15 protein-coding genes, 2 tRNA genes and 1 riboswitch are annotated in these 16,585 nt (G+C 61.1%); of the genes, 10 read left to right on the forward strand and 7 right to left on the reverse strand.

Going from position 1 to position 16,585, the window contains the following annotated elements:
• Positions 1-60: 60 nt before the first annotated feature.
• Both tspO and ACEN2T_RS05130 read left to right on the forward strand, forming a co-directional pair.
• On the forward strand, positions 61-501 hold the full coding sequence (gene tspO / locus ACEN2T_RS05125; protein ID WP_032885858.1) for a tryptophan-rich sensory protein TspO: 441 nt from the start codon (positions 61-63) through the stop codon (positions 499-501).
• A complete protein-coding gene (locus tag ACEN2T_RS05130; protein WP_122680509.1) occupies positions 501-1,421 on the forward strand; it encodes an alpha/beta hydrolase fold domain-containing protein in 921 nt (306 codons plus the stop codon). The genes tspO and ACEN2T_RS05130 overlap by 1 nt, the downstream gene beginning before the upstream one ends.
• Positions 1,422-1,510: 89 nt before the next feature.
• On the opposite strand, the gene ACEN2T_RS05135 is transcribed toward ACEN2T_RS05130, so the two are convergent.
• The gene (locus tag ACEN2T_RS05135) at positions 1,511-2,563 is read right to left on the reverse strand and encodes an alkene reductase (RefSeq protein WP_442116402.1); all 1,053 of its coding nucleotides are present in this window, start codon (positions 2,561-2,563) and stop codon (positions 1,511-1,513) included.
• A 100-nt stretch (positions 2,564-2,663) separates the two neighbouring features.
• On the opposite strand from ACEN2T_RS05135, the gene ACEN2T_RS05140 reads away from it, so the two are divergent.
• From ACEN2T_RS05140 to ACEN2T_RS05150, 3 genes are all read left to right on the forward strand, one after another.
• Positions 2,664-3,545: a LysR family transcriptional regulator gene (locus ACEN2T_RS05140; protein WP_032885855.1), complete on the forward strand. Its 882-nt coding sequence runs from the start codon at positions 2,664-2,666 to the stop codon at positions 3,543-3,545.
• Between the two features lie 217 nt (positions 3,546-3,762).
• Entirely contained in the window at positions 3,763-4,131 is a 369-nt protein-coding gene (locus tag ACEN2T_RS05145) for a GNAT family N-acetyltransferase (protein WP_442116403.1), read from the forward strand.
• Positions 4,128-4,616: a GNAT family N-acetyltransferase gene (locus ACEN2T_RS05150; RefSeq protein ID WP_442116404.1), complete on the forward strand. Its 489-nt coding sequence runs from the start codon at positions 4,128-4,130 to the stop codon at positions 4,614-4,616. Before ACEN2T_RS05145 ends, ACEN2T_RS05150 begins: the two co-directional genes overlap by 4 nt.
• A gap of 294 nt (positions 4,617-4,910) precedes the next feature.
• Here the strand turns inward: ACEN2T_RS05150 and ACEN2T_RS05155 are convergent, their stop codons facing one another.
• From ACEN2T_RS05155 to ACEN2T_RS05170, 4 genes are all read right to left on the reverse strand, one after another.
• Complete coding sequence (locus ACEN2T_RS05155) at positions 4,911-5,675, reverse strand: ABC transporter ATP-binding protein (RefSeq protein ID WP_032885852.1); 765 nt, start codon at positions 5,673-5,675, stop codon at positions 4,911-4,913.
• Positions 5,672-6,676: a FecCD family ABC transporter permease gene (locus ACEN2T_RS05160; protein ID WP_442116413.1), complete on the reverse strand. Its 1,005-nt coding sequence runs from the start codon at positions 6,674-6,676 to the stop codon at positions 5,672-5,674. Before ACEN2T_RS05160 ends, ACEN2T_RS05155 begins: the two co-directional genes overlap by 4 nt.
• 8 nt (positions 6,677-6,684) lie before the next feature.
• Positions 6,685-7,695, reverse strand: a complete 1,011-nt coding sequence (locus tag ACEN2T_RS05165; protein ID WP_442116405.1) for an ABC transporter substrate-binding protein — start codon at positions 7,693-7,695, stop codon at positions 6,685-6,687.
• Positions 7,696-7,810: 115 nt separating this feature from the next.
• Positions 7,811-8,004, reverse strand: a riboswitch (cobalamin riboswitch).
• Positions 8,005-8,256: 252 nt separating this feature from the next.
• Positions 8,257-9,639: an aldehyde dehydrogenase family protein gene (locus ACEN2T_RS05170; RefSeq protein WP_442116406.1), complete on the reverse strand. Its 1,383-nt coding sequence runs from the start codon at positions 9,637-9,639 to the stop codon at positions 8,257-8,259.
• Between the two features lie 105 nt (positions 9,640-9,744).
• Here ACEN2T_RS05170 and ptrR point away from each other — a divergent pair, with 105 nt between their 5' ends.
• On the forward strand, positions 9,745-10,617 hold the full coding sequence (gene ptrR, locus ACEN2T_RS05175) for a putrescine utilization regulator PtrR (RefSeq protein WP_032885963.1): 873 nt from the start codon (positions 9,745-9,747) through the stop codon (positions 10,615-10,617).
• Between the two features lie 44 nt (positions 10,618-10,661).
• Here the strand turns inward: ptrR and ACEN2T_RS05180 are convergent, their stop codons facing one another.
• Both ACEN2T_RS05180 and ACEN2T_RS05185 read right to left on the reverse strand, forming a co-directional pair.
• Complete coding sequence (locus ACEN2T_RS05180; protein WP_032885847.1) at positions 10,662-10,871, reverse strand: hypothetical protein; 210 nt, start codon at positions 10,869-10,871, stop codon at positions 10,662-10,664.
• Between the two features lie 98 nt (positions 10,872-10,969).
• Positions 10,970-12,166, reverse strand: coding sequence for an amino acid aminotransferase (locus ACEN2T_RS05185; RefSeq protein ID WP_032885846.1), 1,197 nt, complete (start codon positions 12,164-12,166; stop codon positions 10,970-10,972).
• Between the two features lie 343 nt (positions 12,167-12,509).
• On the opposite strand from ACEN2T_RS05185, the gene uvrB reads away from it, so the two are divergent.
• The 4 genes from uvrB (at position 12,510) to ACEN2T_RS05205 (ending at position 16,585) form a co-directional block, all read left to right on the forward strand.
• Positions 12,510-14,525, forward strand: coding sequence for an excinuclease ABC subunit UvrB (gene uvrB / locus ACEN2T_RS05190; RefSeq protein ID WP_032885845.1), 2,016 nt, complete (start codon positions 12,510-12,512; stop codon positions 14,523-14,525).
• Positions 14,526-14,726: 201 nt separating this feature from the next.
• Positions 14,727-16,208 carry a glutamate--tRNA ligase gene (gene gltX, locus ACEN2T_RS05195; RefSeq protein WP_442116407.1) on the forward strand — a complete coding sequence of 494 codons (1,482 nt, stop codon included), beginning with the start codon at positions 14,727-14,729 and terminating at the stop codon, positions 16,206-16,208.
• Positions 16,209-16,355: 147 nt separating this feature from the next.
• A tRNA-Ala gene (locus tag ACEN2T_RS05200) sits at positions 16,356-16,431 on the forward strand.
• Positions 16,432-16,509: 78 nt separating this feature from the next.
• A tRNA-Glu gene (locus ACEN2T_RS05205) sits at positions 16,510-16,585 on the forward strand.

The following is a 16,585-nucleotide window of genomic DNA, read 5'->3' on the forward strand; positions in this document are numbered from 1 at the left end:
GGCGGTTTGAGTCACTGATGCTATGCGTGGTTTTCTTTCAACCGACCTCAAGGACCGACCATGACCTTCTTCATCTTCCTGCTCGCCTGCGCCGCCGCGGCCAGCACCGGCATCCTTTTCAAACCTGGCGCCTGGTATGAATCCCTCGTCAAACCCAGCTTCACCCCGCCCAATTGGCTGTTCCCGGTCGCGTGGACGATTATCTACCTGTTGCTGGCCTGGGCCGGTTATCGCCTCACACTGATCCCTGGCAGCGAAATGGTATTGGCGCTGTGGGCTGCGCAGATCGCATTGAATACGTTGTGGACCCCGGTGTTCTTCGGCGCCCATCGCATCTTTGCGGGGATGGTGATTATTGCGGTGCTGTGGGTAACGGTGGCGACAATGGTGGTGATGGCGGTGCGTCTGGACTTGATCACCGGCTTGATCCTGTTCCCGTATTTGGCGTGGCTGTGCGTAGCGGCGGCGTTGAATTTCTCGATCCTGCGGAATAACCGTTGATGGCCCATCAACCTTGGCCGGCCAGCGAGTCGGATTTGGCCCAGATGCGCCGCTTCAATCAAAAGCTCGCCTGGATGCCGCGCTTCAAGATCCGTAACCGCGTGACGCCGCGTTTGATCCAGGGATTGTTGCGCGTCAGCCAAACGCTCAAGAAGGCGCCAGCGGCGCAGTGCAAAATTGTCGACAACGTCCCCGTACGCATCCTGCGGCCAGTCGGCAAGCCTAAAGGCGTGGTGCTGGATATCCACGGCGGCGGCTGGGTGATTGGCAATGCGCAGATGGACGACGATCTTAACCTCGGCATGGTTAACGCATGCGACGTGGCGGTGGTGTCGGTGGATTACCGGCTGGCGGTGGATACGCCGGTGGAAGGGCTGATGGAGGATTGCCTGGCGGCGGCGCGCTGGTTGCTCTGTGAGGATGAGTTCAAACAGCTGCCGGTCATCGTCGTCGGCGAATCGGCCGGCGGGCACCTTGCGGCGGCGACGTTGTTGGCGCTCAAGCAATGGCCGGAGTTGCTCCAGCGTGTGAGCGGCGCAGTGCTGTATTACGGTGTTTACGATTTGACCGGTACGCCGAGTGTGCGCAACGCAGGGCCGGAGACCTTGTTGCTAGACGGACCAGGAATGGTCGATGCGCTGCGCATGCTGACGCCAGGTCTCAGCGATGACGAGCGCAGACAGGCGCCGTTGTCGCCGCTGTATGGCGACTTCGACGGCCTGCCACCGGCGTTGATGTTTGTGGGTGAGTTGGACCCGCTCAAAGACGACACACTGTTAATCGCTGAACGGTGGCCACAGGCAGAGGCCCATCTGCTGCCGGAGTCGGCCCATGGATTTATCCATTTTCCGGTGGCGATGGGCGAGGCGGTGTTGGCGTATAGCCGACGGTGGATCTCGACGAGGATCAGTGGTGAATAGGTGTTTTGGTGGGGCAGCCCTGCTCACCACAACTGGACCCCCATTCACCAACCGTCCCGTATCAGACAAGTGGCTGAAGGTTCTACGCTTCAGAGTGCTGGGTAGTCGATGTAACCCTCGGCACCTGGCGTGTAGAAGGTGTCTTTGTCGGGCACATTCAAAGCGGCACCACTGAGAAAGCGCGCGGGCAGGTCCGGATTGGCCAGGAACGCGCCGCCGAACACCGCCGCATCGGCTTTGCCCTCGGCGATCAAGGTGTCGGCGCTGTCCCGTGTAAGGCCGCCTCCGATCAGGTAGCGGCCCTCGAACAATTCTCGCAACGCAGCGTGATAGTCGAAGCTCGCCCCGAACAGTGCCACATGCAAGTAGGCCAGTTTCAGCTCGCGCAGTTGCTTGACCAGGTAGGTGAAGGTTTCCTGCGGGTTGGCATCGCTGATGTCGTTGAAATTCATCTCCGGGGAAATTTTGATGCCCACGCGATCACTGCCTACTTCATCGACCATTGCGGCGAGCACTTCCAGTACGAAGCGGCTACGGTTTTCCACCGAACCACCGTACTGATCTTCGCGTTGGTTGCTGCTGCTGGAGAGGAATTGCTCGGGCAGGTAACCGGAGGCGGCGTGCAACTCCACCCCGTCAAAGCCTGCCTCGATTGCCCGGCGTGCGGCATGACGGTAGCTGTCGACCACGCCACCGATCTGCGCGACGCTCAAGGCATGGGGCGTGACGAAATCCTGCAGGCCGTTCGCGGTCCAGGTCTGGCCCGCCGGTTTGATCGCGGAAGGGGCCAGCGGCAGCGCGCCGTCGGGCAGCAGTGAAGGGTGAGAGACTCGCCCGCAATGCATCAGTTGCATGAAGATGTGCCCGCCCTGGGCGTGCACGGCTTGGGTGACAGATTTCCAGGCGGCCACGTGTTCGGCGGTTTCGATACCTGGAGTGCGGACGTAGCCTTTGCCCGACGCGTCGGGAAATACGCCTTCCGAGATGATCAAACCGGCGGTGGCGCGTTGGGCGTAGTAAGTGGTCACAAGGTCGGAAGGCACACCGGCGTCGTTGGCGCGCGAGCGTGTCATCGGCGCCATGATCAGGCGGTTGGCGAGGGTGTAGCGACCAAGGGAAAGGGGAGAGAAAAGAGCATTCATGGCGGTGTTCCTCATCAGTGATGGGGTTATGATTGATCAATCCGATTTCGGGATAAATGCCTGAAATACGAAATGACTAATCCACTGATGGGATAATGCTGTGGAATTTCTCAACGATATGGCGCTGTTTGTCGAGGTGGTGAAGGCACGCAGTTTCAGTCGCGCGGCCGAAAGCCTGGGCATGCCGAACTCGACGCTGTCCCGGCGCATCAGCGAATTGGAAAAAGGTATCGGCCTGCGGCTGTTGCACCGCACTACGCGCAAGATCGAGCCCACTGAGGCGGGTCAGTTGTACTTTGAGCGGTGCAAGCGCATCGTCGACGAGGCCCGCCTGGCTCATGAACAACTCGGCGAAATGCTCGCCCAACCCAACGGCCTGCTGCGCGCTTCGTTGCCGGTGGATTTCGCGATGGTCTACCTGGCGCCGTTGATTGCCGAGTTTTCCCGGTTGTATCCGGACATCACGTTCGAACTCGACCTAACGCCGCGCCAGGTCGACTTGATCAGCGATCCAGTGGACGTGGTCATTCGCATGGGCGAGCCCGCCAATTCCCACCTGATCGCGCGCAAACTCGCGAATATGCGGCGAGCGTTTTACGCCTCGCCCCAGTATCTGGAACGCGCCGGACTGCCAGCTCAGCCAGCAGATCTGGCGCATCACGAATGTTTGCGCATGCGCGGGTCAAGGGCGCATCGATGGGTCTTGGAGTCGGGGTCGGAGAAGGTGGACGTCGACGTGAGCGGGCGGTTTGAGCTCAACAGCGTGGGCATGCTCAGACGCCTGGCCGCGTTGAACCTGGGGATTGCGCTGCTGCCCGAAGGCATTGCCGAGCAGGATGTGGTCAGCGGGACACTGTGCAGAGTACTGCCCGACTGGCATGGCTCGTCGGTTTCAGTTTATGCCCTGACCGAAACGCGGCTGCTGCCCGCGAAGACCCAGCGGTTTATCGAGTTTTTGCGCGACAAGCTGGAGGATGCATGACTGGCCGGGTAACCTTTCGCCTCCCACTCAAACGAAGGGAAGTACATGAGATTCTTCAACCCGGCCTCAAGCGCCCAGCCCCATCCTGCCTGTCCGCCTGCAGCCCTGAAGGGCACTTCATTCTGCGAGTTGCTTGAGTGAACGAGTTGACGCTACGGCCGGCCAGGATCACCGACCTGCCCGCGGTTTACCGGGGTGAGCGGGGATATATCCAGCGTTGGGAGCTGCACACGAAGTGGTCTGGCAAGAGCAGTTGGAACGGCACCTCACACGTTGGGTCAACAACGTTGAGCGATTGACGGTGGCCATGCTCGACGGACAGTTCGCCGGTTATTCGATGTGGATGCCCGAGGACGGTCTTGCCGAGTTGTGCACAATCAACGTCGGCGAGGCGTATCGGCGCAAGGGTATTGGGCGTGCATTGCTGGAGGCCTACCGGGCGGCGGCGGGGCAGGACGGTTATGCGCGGTTGAGCTTGTGCGTGCGGGCGGACAACCCGGCCCGGTTGATGTATGAGGCGGCTGGGTTCGTGTGTGTGGGAACAGCAGCCAACGGGTATTTGCGCTACGAGCGAGTGAGTGAATGATCAATATCCAGACGGTCACGGTTGCCGACATTCCAGAGGTTCTGGCCTTCGTCCTGGCAGCCCGTGCCGAGCTGTTCCCCAAGCTCAGCGATACCAGCATGCCCGCCGACCTGGCGCAATTCGAGGCCACTTACCTTCACGGCGATGGGCACTTCCTGATCGCTCGCCAGGACCACCAGATCATCGCCGCCATCGGTTATTTGCCCTACGACGATCGTTTCCCCCAATTGAATTACCAAGGCCGCAAGACTGTGGAACTGGTGCGCCTGTTCGTCCTTCCGGCCTTTCGCCGCTTCGGTCTGGCGGGGGAGTTATATCGCGCGTTGGAGGGCAGGGCGCGGGCGGATGGCGTGGACGTGGTGTATCTGCATACCCACCCATTCCTGCCTGGGGCGATTGATTTTTGGGGGCGGCAGGGGTTTGAGATTGTGGATGTCGAGGCCGACCCGGTGTGGCAGACGACGCATATGCAGCGGAGTTTATAGGTTTGCGGTGAGCGCGCTCGTCGTGGTCAGAGGGCTTCTTGTGGTGGAAGTATTTCCTGTGGTGAAAGTACGTCCTGTGCTGAACGTGTGTCCTTTGGTGAAAGTGCTTTCTGTAGTGAGCGGGCTTGCCCCGCGCTGGGCTGCGCAGCAGCCCCCAAACCAGGCACTGCGGTTTTTCTGAGAAATTGGGGTGGCCTTATTGGGGTCGCTTCGCAGCCCAGCGCGGGGCAAGCCCGCTCACCACAAAAGGCTCATCGGTCACTTAACGTCCATCTGCGGTGCTCACCGAGCGCCTCAGTTAGAACGCAACCGCAGTATCTGCGCCCCATCAAACGGGTCCGTCAGGTAATGCCCCTGCACACCGAACGTCTCCTGCAACCGCTGCGGTGTCAGCACGTCCAGCGGTGTGCCCAGCGCCACCAATTGCCCGTGATCGAGCACCGCCAATCGATCACAGGTCAGGGCCTGATTAAGGTCATGCAGCGCGATCAGCGTCGTCACCGGTAACCCTTGCACACCCTTCAAGATTGCCAGTTGATGTTGGATATCCAGGTGATTGGTCGGCTCATCCAACAGCAGAATCTGTGGCCGTTGCGCCAAGGCGCGGGCGATGTGCACACGTTGGCGTTCGCCGCCGGAGAGGCTGCGCCAGGCGCGTTGGCTCAGGTGGGTGGCGTCCACATCGTGCAGGGCCTGGCACACGATGGCGTCGTCCTCGCGTGACCACGGGCTCAGCGCCGACAACCATGGCGTGCGCCCCAACGCCACGGCGTCGAATACGCGGATGGCGTCGTCGGTGTCGGCCTGTTGCTCCACCACTGCCAGCTGTTGCGCGATGGCGCGGCGGGACAGGTCGCCCAAACGGGTGCCCCCAAGCCTTACCTCACCAGAGGCGGGTGTTCGCAACCCCGCCAGCAGTTTGAGCAAGGTGGATTTACCGGAGCCGTTCGGGCCGACAATCCCCAAGGTTTCCCCCAACTGCACCTCAAGATGAATATCCCGTAGCAACTCGGCATCGCGCACCTTGAAACCCAGGCCCGTACAACTGAGCACTTTCATCGCGCATTCCTCCGCCCGATCAGGATCAACGCAAACACCGGCGCACCGACCAGGGCAGTGACCACGCCCACAGGAATCACTTGGCCTTTGATCAAGGTGCGCGACAGCACATCCGCCGCGATCAAAAACAGCGCGCCGCCCAAGGCGCTGGCTGGCAGCATCCGCGAGTGCCCGGTGCCCAGCAACAGGCGCACTGCATGGGGGATCACCAGGCCGACAAAGCCGATGGAGCCGACAATCGACACCATCACCGCCGTCACCAACGCCGCGCAGCCCACCAGCACAAATTGCACGCGGCGCACCGGAATGCCGAGGGACGCCGCCGAGTCACTGCCGAAGGTAAACGCATCCAGCGCACGCCGATGCCACAAGCACACCGCCAAGCCGGCAACCGCCACCGGCACCGCCAGCCACACCGAAGGCCAGCGCACACCGCTGAGGTTGCCCAGCAGCCAGAACATGATGCCGCGGGCCTGCTCGGAGCTGGCCGACTTGGTAATGAGAAACGCGGTCAGGGCATTGAACATCTGCGAACCGGCAATGCCCGCGAGGATGATCTGGCCGGTACCGCTCATAGAGCCGCTGGCCCGCGCGAGCAAGATCACCAGGGCAAACGCCGCCATGGCCCCGACAAACGCGCCGGCCGACAGTGAAATCAACCCGCCGCCCACGCCCATCAGCGCCACCAACACCGCGCCGGTGGCGGCGCCGGCGCTGATACCCAGCAGATAGGGATCGGCCAGCGGGTTGCGCAGCAACGACTGCAAGATCACCCCACAGGTGGCCAGCCCCGCACCGCACGCGGCAGCGACCAGGGCGCGCGTCAGGCGGTAGTTCCACACCACGCCTTCGTCGATTGGATCGAGCAGATAGCCGGCGTTCCACAGCTTATTGGCGAGTACTTGAAGCACCACCTGCGGCTCGATGGACGTTTCGCCGATGGCCACGCCCGCGAGTAGGGCGGCTGAAAGCAGGGTCAGGGCGAGCAGGGTGCGGATCACGCTTTTACTCATTTGCGCAGGTCGTAGCCGTCGATGGCGCCGGCCAGCTGTTCAAGGCCATCGAACGTGCGGAGGCTGGCCTGCAGCGCCAAGGAGTCGAGGATGATGATGCGGTTGTGTTTGACGGCGTCCATGTTGCGCGTGACCGGGTCGCTGCGCAGGAAGGCGAGTTTCTTTTCATGGTCGTCGGCTGGATAGCGGCGACGGTCCATGCGGGCGATCACCAGGAACGTCGGATTGGCCTTGGCGATGGTTTCCCAGCCAACAGCGGGCCACTCTTCATCGGACTGCACCACGTTGTGCAGGCCGAGGGTTTCGAGCATGAATTCGGGGATGCCCTTGTGGCCCGCCACGTACGGGTCGCTGGCTATCTCGGAACTGGAGAACCACACCAGCGCGCTGGCTTGCTTGAGGCCTTTACTCTGCGCGGTGGCAACGGACTTGGCCAGGCGCGCCTTGAGGTCGTCGTTCAGCTGTTGGCCGCGCGCCTGCACGTCGAAAATCTCGGCCAGTTGGCTGATGCTCTTGTAGAGCGTCTCGATGCGGAACGGCTCTAGCCGCGTGCCGTCGGCGCCCACCAGATTGTCCTTGCCTTCGCAGTCGGAAGGCAGGAGGTAGGTGGGGATCTTCAATTCGTGGAATTGCTCACGGGTGCCCACCACGCCTTGCGGGCCGACCACCCATTCCAGCTCGGCAGCCACCAGTTGCGGGCGTTTGGCGATCACGGCTTCAAAGCTTGGCTCGTTGTTGGCCAGGCGTTCGATTTTGTCGTTTTGCGCCTGGTACTGGGGCAGCACACTGTTGAACCACAGCGAGGTGCCGACCACTTTGTCGCCGACGCCCAGGGCATACAGCATTTCGGTGGCGGCCTGGCCGATGGTCACGCTGCGTGCGGGGGCTTGCGGGAAGGTCACGGCGCTGCCGCAGTTTTGGACCGTCAGCGGGTAGTGAGTGGGCGCCGCTTGAGCCAGGGCACAGAAACCCAGACCGGTGATCAGGGCAGTAACGCGTGGCAGCATGGGGCGATCTCCGTGTGAACCGTAGGTGAAGCAGGGGCAGTACGGCTCGGAAATACGCCCTTGAACGCTGCCGGTCGGGCAGGCAAGGATGTCCTTCCCGGACACCCCGCCGGTTAGTGATTGTGCTGGGCCGGCAGGTCTCCTGACTGATGCGTCTTCGCCACGCTCCAGCCTTCCCGGACGAGGTCCAGTGGCGTTAAGGAGCAGGCTCGGCACCTACAGTTGCGGGGGCAGTTTCGATTGACGCCGCGGGCGGCGTTTCGAATTCCCTATTAGTCCCATGGGGGAACCGGCGGCGCTATGGTAGTTGATTCAGCCTCGCAGAGGGAGGCTGAGCTTCAGTTTGCGTGCCGGTGGCGCGATCTTCGATGTCGCGCCAAGTGATGGGGTCTATCGTTAAAAAGTCGCTAGGACGTTCGCGCCTCGCAAAAAGGAGGCGGCCAATGTGTGTTCGTCAGTAGCTTCGCAATCCGTTTTTTGCTTGATCCCGCCTAAATGCGCGATCAGATCGCTCACCACAACACGGCCGCCTGCCATGAAAGGCCCGCTGCGCAGCCGGGGTTATTTTCGATCCAGCCACACCGTCTGCGCATTGCAGAACTCGCGAACGCCGAAGTGCGACAGCTCGCGACCGAATCCACTTTTCTTCACGCCGCCAAACGCCACCCGTGGGTCGGAGACGCTGAAGGCGTTGACGAAGATCCCGCCGGTTTCCAGCTGATTGGCGATATCCCGTGCTTTCGCTGCGTCAGTGGTGAAGATGCTCGCGGTGAGGCCAAATTCGCTGTCATTGGCCAGGGCCACCGCGTGGTCGGCGTCGCGGGCGGTGATGATCGAGGCCACGGGGCCGAACAGTTCCTGTTTGAACGAGGTCATCTGGTCGGTGACGTTGGCGAGTACGGTCGGCTCGTAGTAGTTGCCGTCGCCTGTGACTTTATGGCCGCCGAGCAACAGGGTCGCGCCTTCCTCCAGGGTGGCCTGGACCTGACCGTGCAGCTCGTCGCGCAGGTCGAAGCGGGCCATTGGGCCAATGTAGGTGGCAGCTGATGTGGGATCGCCCATCACCAGGGCACGGCTGGCTTCGACGAACTTGGCCGTGAAGGCTTCCACAACACCGGCTTCGATGATCAAGCGCTTGGCGGCGGCGCAGACTTGGCCACTGTTCTGGAAGCGGCCGATGAGCGCGGCTTGCACGGCGGCGTCGAGGTCGGCGTCGTTGAGCACGATGAACGGGTCGGAGCCGCCCAGTTCCAGCACGCATTTTTTCAACGCGGCACCGGCCTGGGAGCCGATAGCGATGCCGGCGCGCACGCTGCCGGTGAGGGTCACGGCGGCAATGCGTGAGTCCGCGATGGCTTTGGACACGCCCTCGGGGGTGACGTTGATCACTTCGAATAAGCCTTCAGCAAAGCCGGCTTTACGGAACGCTTGTTGGATCAGGTAGGCGCTGCCCATCACATTCGGCGCGTGTTTGAGCACGTAAGTGTTGCCGGCGAGCATGGTTGGCACGGCGCCGCGCAGTACCTGCCATACCGGGAAGTTCCACGGCATTACGGCGAGAATCGGGCCCAGCGGGCGGTATTCGATGTGGGCGGTGCCGTTGTCGACCAGGGTCGGTTCCGGGGCGAGCATGGCCGGGCCTTGGGCTGCGTACCATTCACTCAGTTGCGCGCATTTTTCGACTTCGGCACGTGCCTGGGCGATGGGTTTGCCCATTTCCAGAGTGATCATCTGCGCCATGGCTTCGGCTTGCTCGCGCAAGGCGGCGGCCAGGGCTAACAGCAGCTCGGCGCGCTGGCTCACCGGCTGGCGGCGCCAGGTGTGGAAGGCGCTGGTGGCGCGGTCGAGGGCGGCATCCAGCTGCGCTGTTGTTTCGTAGGGATAGTTGCCGACGGTTTGGCCGTTGGCGGGATTGATCGATAAGGCGTGGGTGTTCGCGTTCATGGCACCGTCCTGCGTGTACGTTGGGAATGGAGGTCAGCGTACGGGGTTGGATCTTTTCTGGAAACTGAATAATATTAAGCAATACGTTCACGAATGGAGAATGAATTGGATCTCGTGCAACTGGAAATCTTCAAGGCCGTCGCCGAACAAGGCAGCATCAGCGCCGCCGCGCAGTTGATTCATCGGGTGCCGTCAAACTTGACCACGCGGATCAAGCAACTGGAGCAGGATCTGGGCGTGGAGCTGTTTATCCGTGAGAAGAGCCGACTGCGCCTGTCGCCGGCAGGTTGGAATTTCCTCGGTTACGCGCGGCGCATTCTCGATCTGGTGCAAGAGGCCCGCGCGACGGTGGCGGGGGAAGAACCTCAGGGGGCGTTTGCCCTCGGCTCCCTGGAAAGCACGGCGGCGGTGCGTATCCCGGCGTTGCTGGCGGCGTATAACCAGAAGCACACCAAGGTCGAACTGGACCTGAGCACCGGGCCGTCGGGCACCATGATCGAGGGGGTATTGTCGGGGCGCCTGACCGCCGCGTTTGTCGACGGGCCGGTGCTGCATTCGACCCTGGAGGGCGTGGCGGTGTTTGAGGAGGAGATGGTGGTGATCGCGCCACTGCACCATGCGCCGATCAGCCGGGGGCAGGACGTAAATGGCGAGAACATCTATACGTTCCGCTCGAACTGCTCGTACCGGCATCACTTTGAACGCTGGTTCTCACAGGATGGCGCGGTGCCGGGCAAGATCTTCGAGATTGAGTCCTACCACGGCATGCTCGCCTGCGTCAGCGCCGGTGCTGGGCTGGCGCTGATGCCGCGCAGTATGTTGGAAAGCATGCCCGGGTTCGCTGCGGTGAGTGTGTGGCCGCTGATGGACAGCTTTCGCTTGCTGAACACTTGGTTGATCTGGCGGCGGGGGACTGTTTCGCAGAGTTTGAACAGCTTTGTGAAGTTGCTGGAAGAGCGCGGGCTGGTAGCCGCCTGAATCCACTGTGGGAGGGGATAAATCCCGTCCCACCTGTTTTTTTATCAGCCGCCGAACTGGAAGGTGCCCATGGCGAGTTTCGCCATGATTGCTGTCGCACCCAACTGCACCAGCCACAACGCCAAACCACCAAGGAATACACCGAGGGCCACCTGCAACACCAAACTCTTCTGCCGCTTCACCTGCGGCGCGCGTGGGGTGTAGTCGTGCAGTTCGTCGCGGTCGGCGCGCAGGTCCAAGTCGTCGTTTCTCATAGAGCTCTCACAGCAAAGGGGCGGTCAGGGTTCAGTCTAGGGGCTGGACACAAAAAAGGGGAAACCATGGCTTCCCCTTCTGTGCAACGCTAGCAGGTTTACAGCACCTGAACGATTGCCTGTGTGACCGCAGCAATGTTCGACTGGTTCAACGCCGCCACACAGATACGCCCGGTATCCAGCGCGTAGATACCAAACTCGCTGCGCAGGCGGGTGACTTGCTCAACGGTCAGACCGGAGTAGGAGAACATCCCACGCTGGCGACCGACGAAGCTGAAGTCGTGGCCCGGCGCAGCCTTGGCCAGTTCGGCAACCATCTGCTCACGCATGCCACGGATGCGCAGGCGCATCTCGGCCAGTTCGGCTTCCCACTGGGCGCGCAGTTCAGGGCTGTTCAACACGGCGGCAACGATTGCTGCGCCGTGGGTTGGCGGGTTGGAGTAGTTGGTGCGGATCACACGCTTGACCTGGGACAGGATGCGCGCGCTTTCTTCCTTGGAGTCGCCGACGATGGACAGCGCGCCCACACGTTCGCCGTACAGGGAGAACGACTTGGAGAACGAGCTGGAGACAAAGAAGGTCAAGCCCGATTCCGCGAACAGGCGCACAGCGGCGGCGTCTTCGTGGATGCCATCGCCAAAGCCCTGGTAGGCCATGTCGAGGAACGGCACCAGGTTCTTGGCCTTGACCACGTCCAGCACGTTTTGCCAGTCGGCCGGGCTCAGGTCGACGCCGGTCGGGTTGTGGCAGCAGGCGTGCAGCACCACGATGGACTGCGGCGGCAGGGCGTTGAGGTCTTCGAGCAGGCCGGCGCGGTTCACGTCGTGGGTGGCGGCGTCGTAGTAGCGGTAGTTCTGCACCGGGAAACCAGCGGTTTCGAACAGTGCACGGTGGTTTTCCCAGCTCGGGTCGCTGATGGCGACGACGGCGTCTGGCAGCAGTTGCTTGAGGAAATCAGCGCCGATCTTCAGGGCGCCAGTGCCACCAACGGCCTGGACGGTCACGACACGACCAGCTTCGAGCAGTGGCGAGTCGTTCCCGAACAGCAGGGTTTGAACGGCCTTGTCATAGGCGGCGATACCGTCGATTGGCAAGTAGCCACGGGCGGCGTGTTGCGCCACGCGAATGGCTTCCGCTTCGGCAACGGCACGCAAGAGTGGAATCTTCCCCTCCTCGTTGCAGTAAACGCCTACGCCAAGGTTGACCTTGGTGGTTCGTGTGTCGGCGTTGAATGCTTCGTTGAGGCCCAGGATAGGATCGCGTGGTGCCATTTCGACAGCGGAGAACAGGCTCATTTTTGCGGCAGCTCTATGGGGGAAGGGAGGGACGTGTCGCGCTCCAGCCGAATGCACTAGAGCGGTGCACAAACGGGGAGCTAGTATAGAGGCCATCACGGCTGAGGGCGACAACCGAAACGGCTTTTCGGCCAAGTTTTTCGGTTTATTTGCTGACCGTTAGTCTTATTGCAACGTCGATCCCAGATGGCAGGCAGGACGATTGCCTTGAAACCCGTCACATTCGCCACCACTTCTATGGCTATCATGGTTTTTTCCTACTGCTCGCTCTGAAAGTTCGCGGGTGGTGGTCTATTTCTTCCCCGACGGGTTTACAGTCCGGGGTGACTTCAAGAGGTACGTTATGTCGGATTTCCAACTAGTCACCCGCTTTGAACCCGCTGGCGATCAGCCAGAAGCCATTCGCCAGATGGTCGAAGGCATCGAGGCCGGCCTGGCTCACCAGACGCTGCTCGGGGTGACCGGTTCAGGCAAGACTTTCAGCATTGCCAACGTGATCGCACAGATCAACCGGCCCACCTTGGTGCTGGCGCCAAACAAGACCCTGGCCGCGCAGCTCTACGGCGAGTTCAAGGCGTTCTTCCCGAATAACGCAGTGGAATACTTCGTTTCCTACTACGACTACTACCAGCCTGAAGCTTATGTGCCGTCTTCCGATACCTTTATCGAGAAGGATGCGTCGATCAATGACCATATCGAGCAGATGCGGCTGTCGGCGACCAAGGCGCTGCTGGAGCGCAAGGACGCGATCATTGTCACCACGGTGTCGTGTATCTACGGCCTGGGCAGCCCGGAAGCGTATTTGAAGATGGTGCTGCACGTGGACCGTGGCGACAAACTCGACCAGCGGGAGTTGTTGCGCCGCCTGACGAGTTTGCAGTACACCCGCAACGACATGGACTTTGCCCGCGCCACCTTCCGCGTGCGCGGCGACGTGATCGATATTTACCCGGCCGAATCCGATCTCGAAGCGATCCGCATCGAGCTGTTCGACGATGAAGTGGAGAGCCTCTCAGCCTTCGACCCGTTGACCGGCGAGGTTATCCGCAAGCTGCCGCGCTTCACCTTCTATCCGAAAAGTCACTACGTGACCCCGCGTGAAACCCTGATGGGTGCCATCGAGGGCATCAAGGTGGAGTTGGCCGAGCGCCTGGAATACCTGCGGGCCAATAACAAGCTGGTGGAAGCCCAGCGTCTTGAGCAGCGCACCCGGTTTGACTTGGAGATGATCCTGGAGCTGGGCTACTGCAACGGCATCGAAAACTACTCGCGCTACCTCTCGGGTCGCGAATCCGGCGCGCCGCCGCCGACGCTCTATGACTACCTGCCCGATGACGCGCTGCTGGTGATCGACGAATCCCATGTCAGCGTGCCGCAAGTGGGCGCTATGTATAAGGGCGACCGCTCACGTAAAGAGACGTTGGTGGAGTACGGTTTCCGGCTGCCGTCGGCACTGGATAACCGGCCGATGCGCTTCGACGAGTGGGAGGCTATTAGCCCGCAGACTATTTTTGTGTCGGCCACACCGGGTAACTATGAGGCCGAGCATGCCGGCCGCGTTATTGAGCAACTGGTGCGTCCGACCGGCCTGGTGGACCCGGAAATTGAAATCCGCCCGGCGCTGACCCAGGTCGATGACCTGCTGTCCGAGATCAATAAGCGTGTCGCTCTGGAAGAGCGGGTGCTGGTCACCACGCTGACCAAGCGCATGTCCGAAGACTTGACCGACTATCTGGCCGACCACGGCGTGCGGGTGCGCTATCTGCACTCGGATATCGACACCGTGGAGCGCGTTGAGATCATCCGTGATCTGCGCCTGGGTACCTTTGATGTGTTGGTAGGCATCAACCTGCTGCGCGAAGGCTTGGACATGCCGGAAGTGTCGCTGGTGGCGATCCTCGATGCGGACAAGGAGGGCTTTCTGCGCTCCGAACGCTCGTTGATCCAGACCATCGGGCGGGCGGCGCGAAACCTTAATGGCAGGGCGATTCTCTACGCGGACCGCATCACCGGTTCTATGGAGCGGGCGATTGGTGAGACTCAGCGTCGTCGCGACAAGCAGATCGCGTTCAACCTGGAAAATGGCATCACGCCCAAAGGCGTGTTCAAGGACGTCGCCGACATCATGGAAGGCGCCACCGTGCCCGGTTCGCGCAGCAAGAAGCGCAAGGGCATGGCCAAGGCCGCAGAGGAAAGCGCCAAGTACGAGAACGAACTGCGCTCGCCGAGTGAGATCACCAAGCGGATCCGCCAGTTGGAAGAGAAGATGTACCAGTTGGCGCGGGATCTGGAGTTCGAGGCGGCGGCGCAGACGCGGGATGAGATTGGCAAGTTGCGCGAGCGCTTGCTGGCTGTCTGATCTGCGGTGGCTGGGCGGGCCTTATCGGGGGCAAGCCTCCTCCCACGCTTTGACTTGTGAACACCGTCAAATGTGGGAGGGGCGGTGCGACGATTCGACTTGCCCTCGATGGCTACGCCTCGGTTTTCCAGAAATCACCCAGGCTGTTACCATTCGCCCCTTGTTTCAATTTTAAGTTTTATCGCCCATTCGAGACCCGCCATGACCACCGTCCGCACGCGCATTGCGCCATCGCCTACTGGGGATCCCCACGTCGGCACCGCCTACATCGCCTTGTTCAACTACTGTTTTGCCAAGCAGCACGGCGGTGAATTCATCCTGCGGATCGAAGACACCGATCAACTGCGCTCCACTCGCGAGTCTGAACAGCAGATTTTCGATGCCCTGCGCTGGCTGGGCATTACCTGGGCTGAAGGCCCGGACGTCGGCGGGCCGCACGGTCCGTATCGCCAAAGCGAGCGCAGCGACATTTACAAGCAATACACACAGCAGCTGGTCGACATGGGCCATGCGTTCCCGTGCTTCTGCACCGCCGAAGAACTGGACCAGATGCGCGCCGAGCAACAGGCCCGTGGCGAAACCCCGCGCTACGATGGCCGCGCGCTGCTGCTGTCCAAGGAAGAAGTGGCTCGGCGTCTGGCTGCTGGCGAACCGCACGTTATCCGCATGAAAGTGCCGAGCGACGGCGTGTGCGTGGTGCCGGATATGCTGCGCGGTGACGTCGAGATCCCATGGGATCGCATGGACATGCAAGTGCTGATGAAGACCGACGGCCTGCCGACGTACTTCCTGGCCAATGTGGTCGACGACCACCTGATGGGCATCACCCACGTACTGCGTGGCGAAGAGTGGCTGCCGTCGGCCCCGAAACTGATCCTGCTTTACGAATATTTCGGTTGGGAACAGCCGCAACTGTGCTACATGCCGCTGCTGCGTAACCCGGACAAGAGCAAGCTGTCCAAGCGCAAGAACCCGACTTCGGTGACCTTCTACGAGCGCATGGGCTTCATGCCGGAAGCGATGCTCAACTACCTGGGCCGTATGGGCTGGTCGATGCCGGACGAGCGTGAGAAGTTCTCGTTGCAGGAAATGGTCGACAACTTCGACCTGTCACGCGTGTCCCTGGGCGGTCCGATTTTCGATGTCGAGAAACTGTCCTGGCTCAACGGCCAGTGGTTGCGCGATCTGCCGGTGGAAGAGTTTGCCAGCCGCGTGCAGCAGTGGGCGTTGAACCCCGAGTACATGATGAAGATCGCGCCGCTGGTGCAGGGCAGGGTGGAAACGTTCAGCCAGGTTGCACCATTGGCCAGTTTCTTCTTTGCCGGGGGCGTTAACCCGGATGCCAAGCTGTTCGAGTCCAAGAAGCTCTCTGGCGACCAGGTTCGTCAGTTGATGCAGTTGATCCTGTGGAAGCTGGAGAGCCTGCGTCAGTGGGAGAAGGATGCGATCACTGCGACGATTCAGGCGGTGGTTGAATCCCTGGAACTGAAGTTGCGTGATGCCATGCCGCTGATGTTTGCTGCGATTACCGGGCAGGCCAGTTCGGTGTCGGTGCTCGATGCGATGGAAATTCTCGGTCCGGATCTCACCCGTTTCCGTCTGCGCCAAGCCCTTGATTTGCTTGGTGGTGTCTCGAAGAAAGAAAACAAAGAGTGGGAAAAGCTGCTGGGCGCTATCGCCTAAGCAGGCCGTTGCAGTGACGAAACCCCGGTTTTCCGGGGTTTCGTCGGTAAGTGATTGTTATCCCGGCAAAAAAATTTGGAAAATGTTGAAAATAAATTTGACACACTTCCAAGCCGCCATTAAGATTCGCCCCGTCCTCACCGATGAGGGGCTATAGCTCAGCTGGGAGAGCGCTTGCATGGCATGCAAGAGGTCAACGGTTCGATCCCGTTTAGCTCCACCAATTTACAGGTTCAAGGTCTGGCCACACCGTCCTTGAATAGATCAGGTTTCAGCTCTGATCGGTTGTACAGAAGGTTTTGTCCCCTTCGTCTAGTGGCCTAGGACACCGCCCTTTCACGGCGGTAACAGGGGTTCGAGTCCCCTAGGGGACGCCA

Origin of the sequence: Pseudomonas sp. W22_MBD1_FP4, from assembly GCF_052113765.1 — a bacterium.
Classification (GTDB): domain Bacteria; phylum Pseudomonadota; class Gammaproteobacteria; order Pseudomonadales; family Pseudomonadaceae; genus Aquipseudomonas; species Aquipseudomonas sivasensis.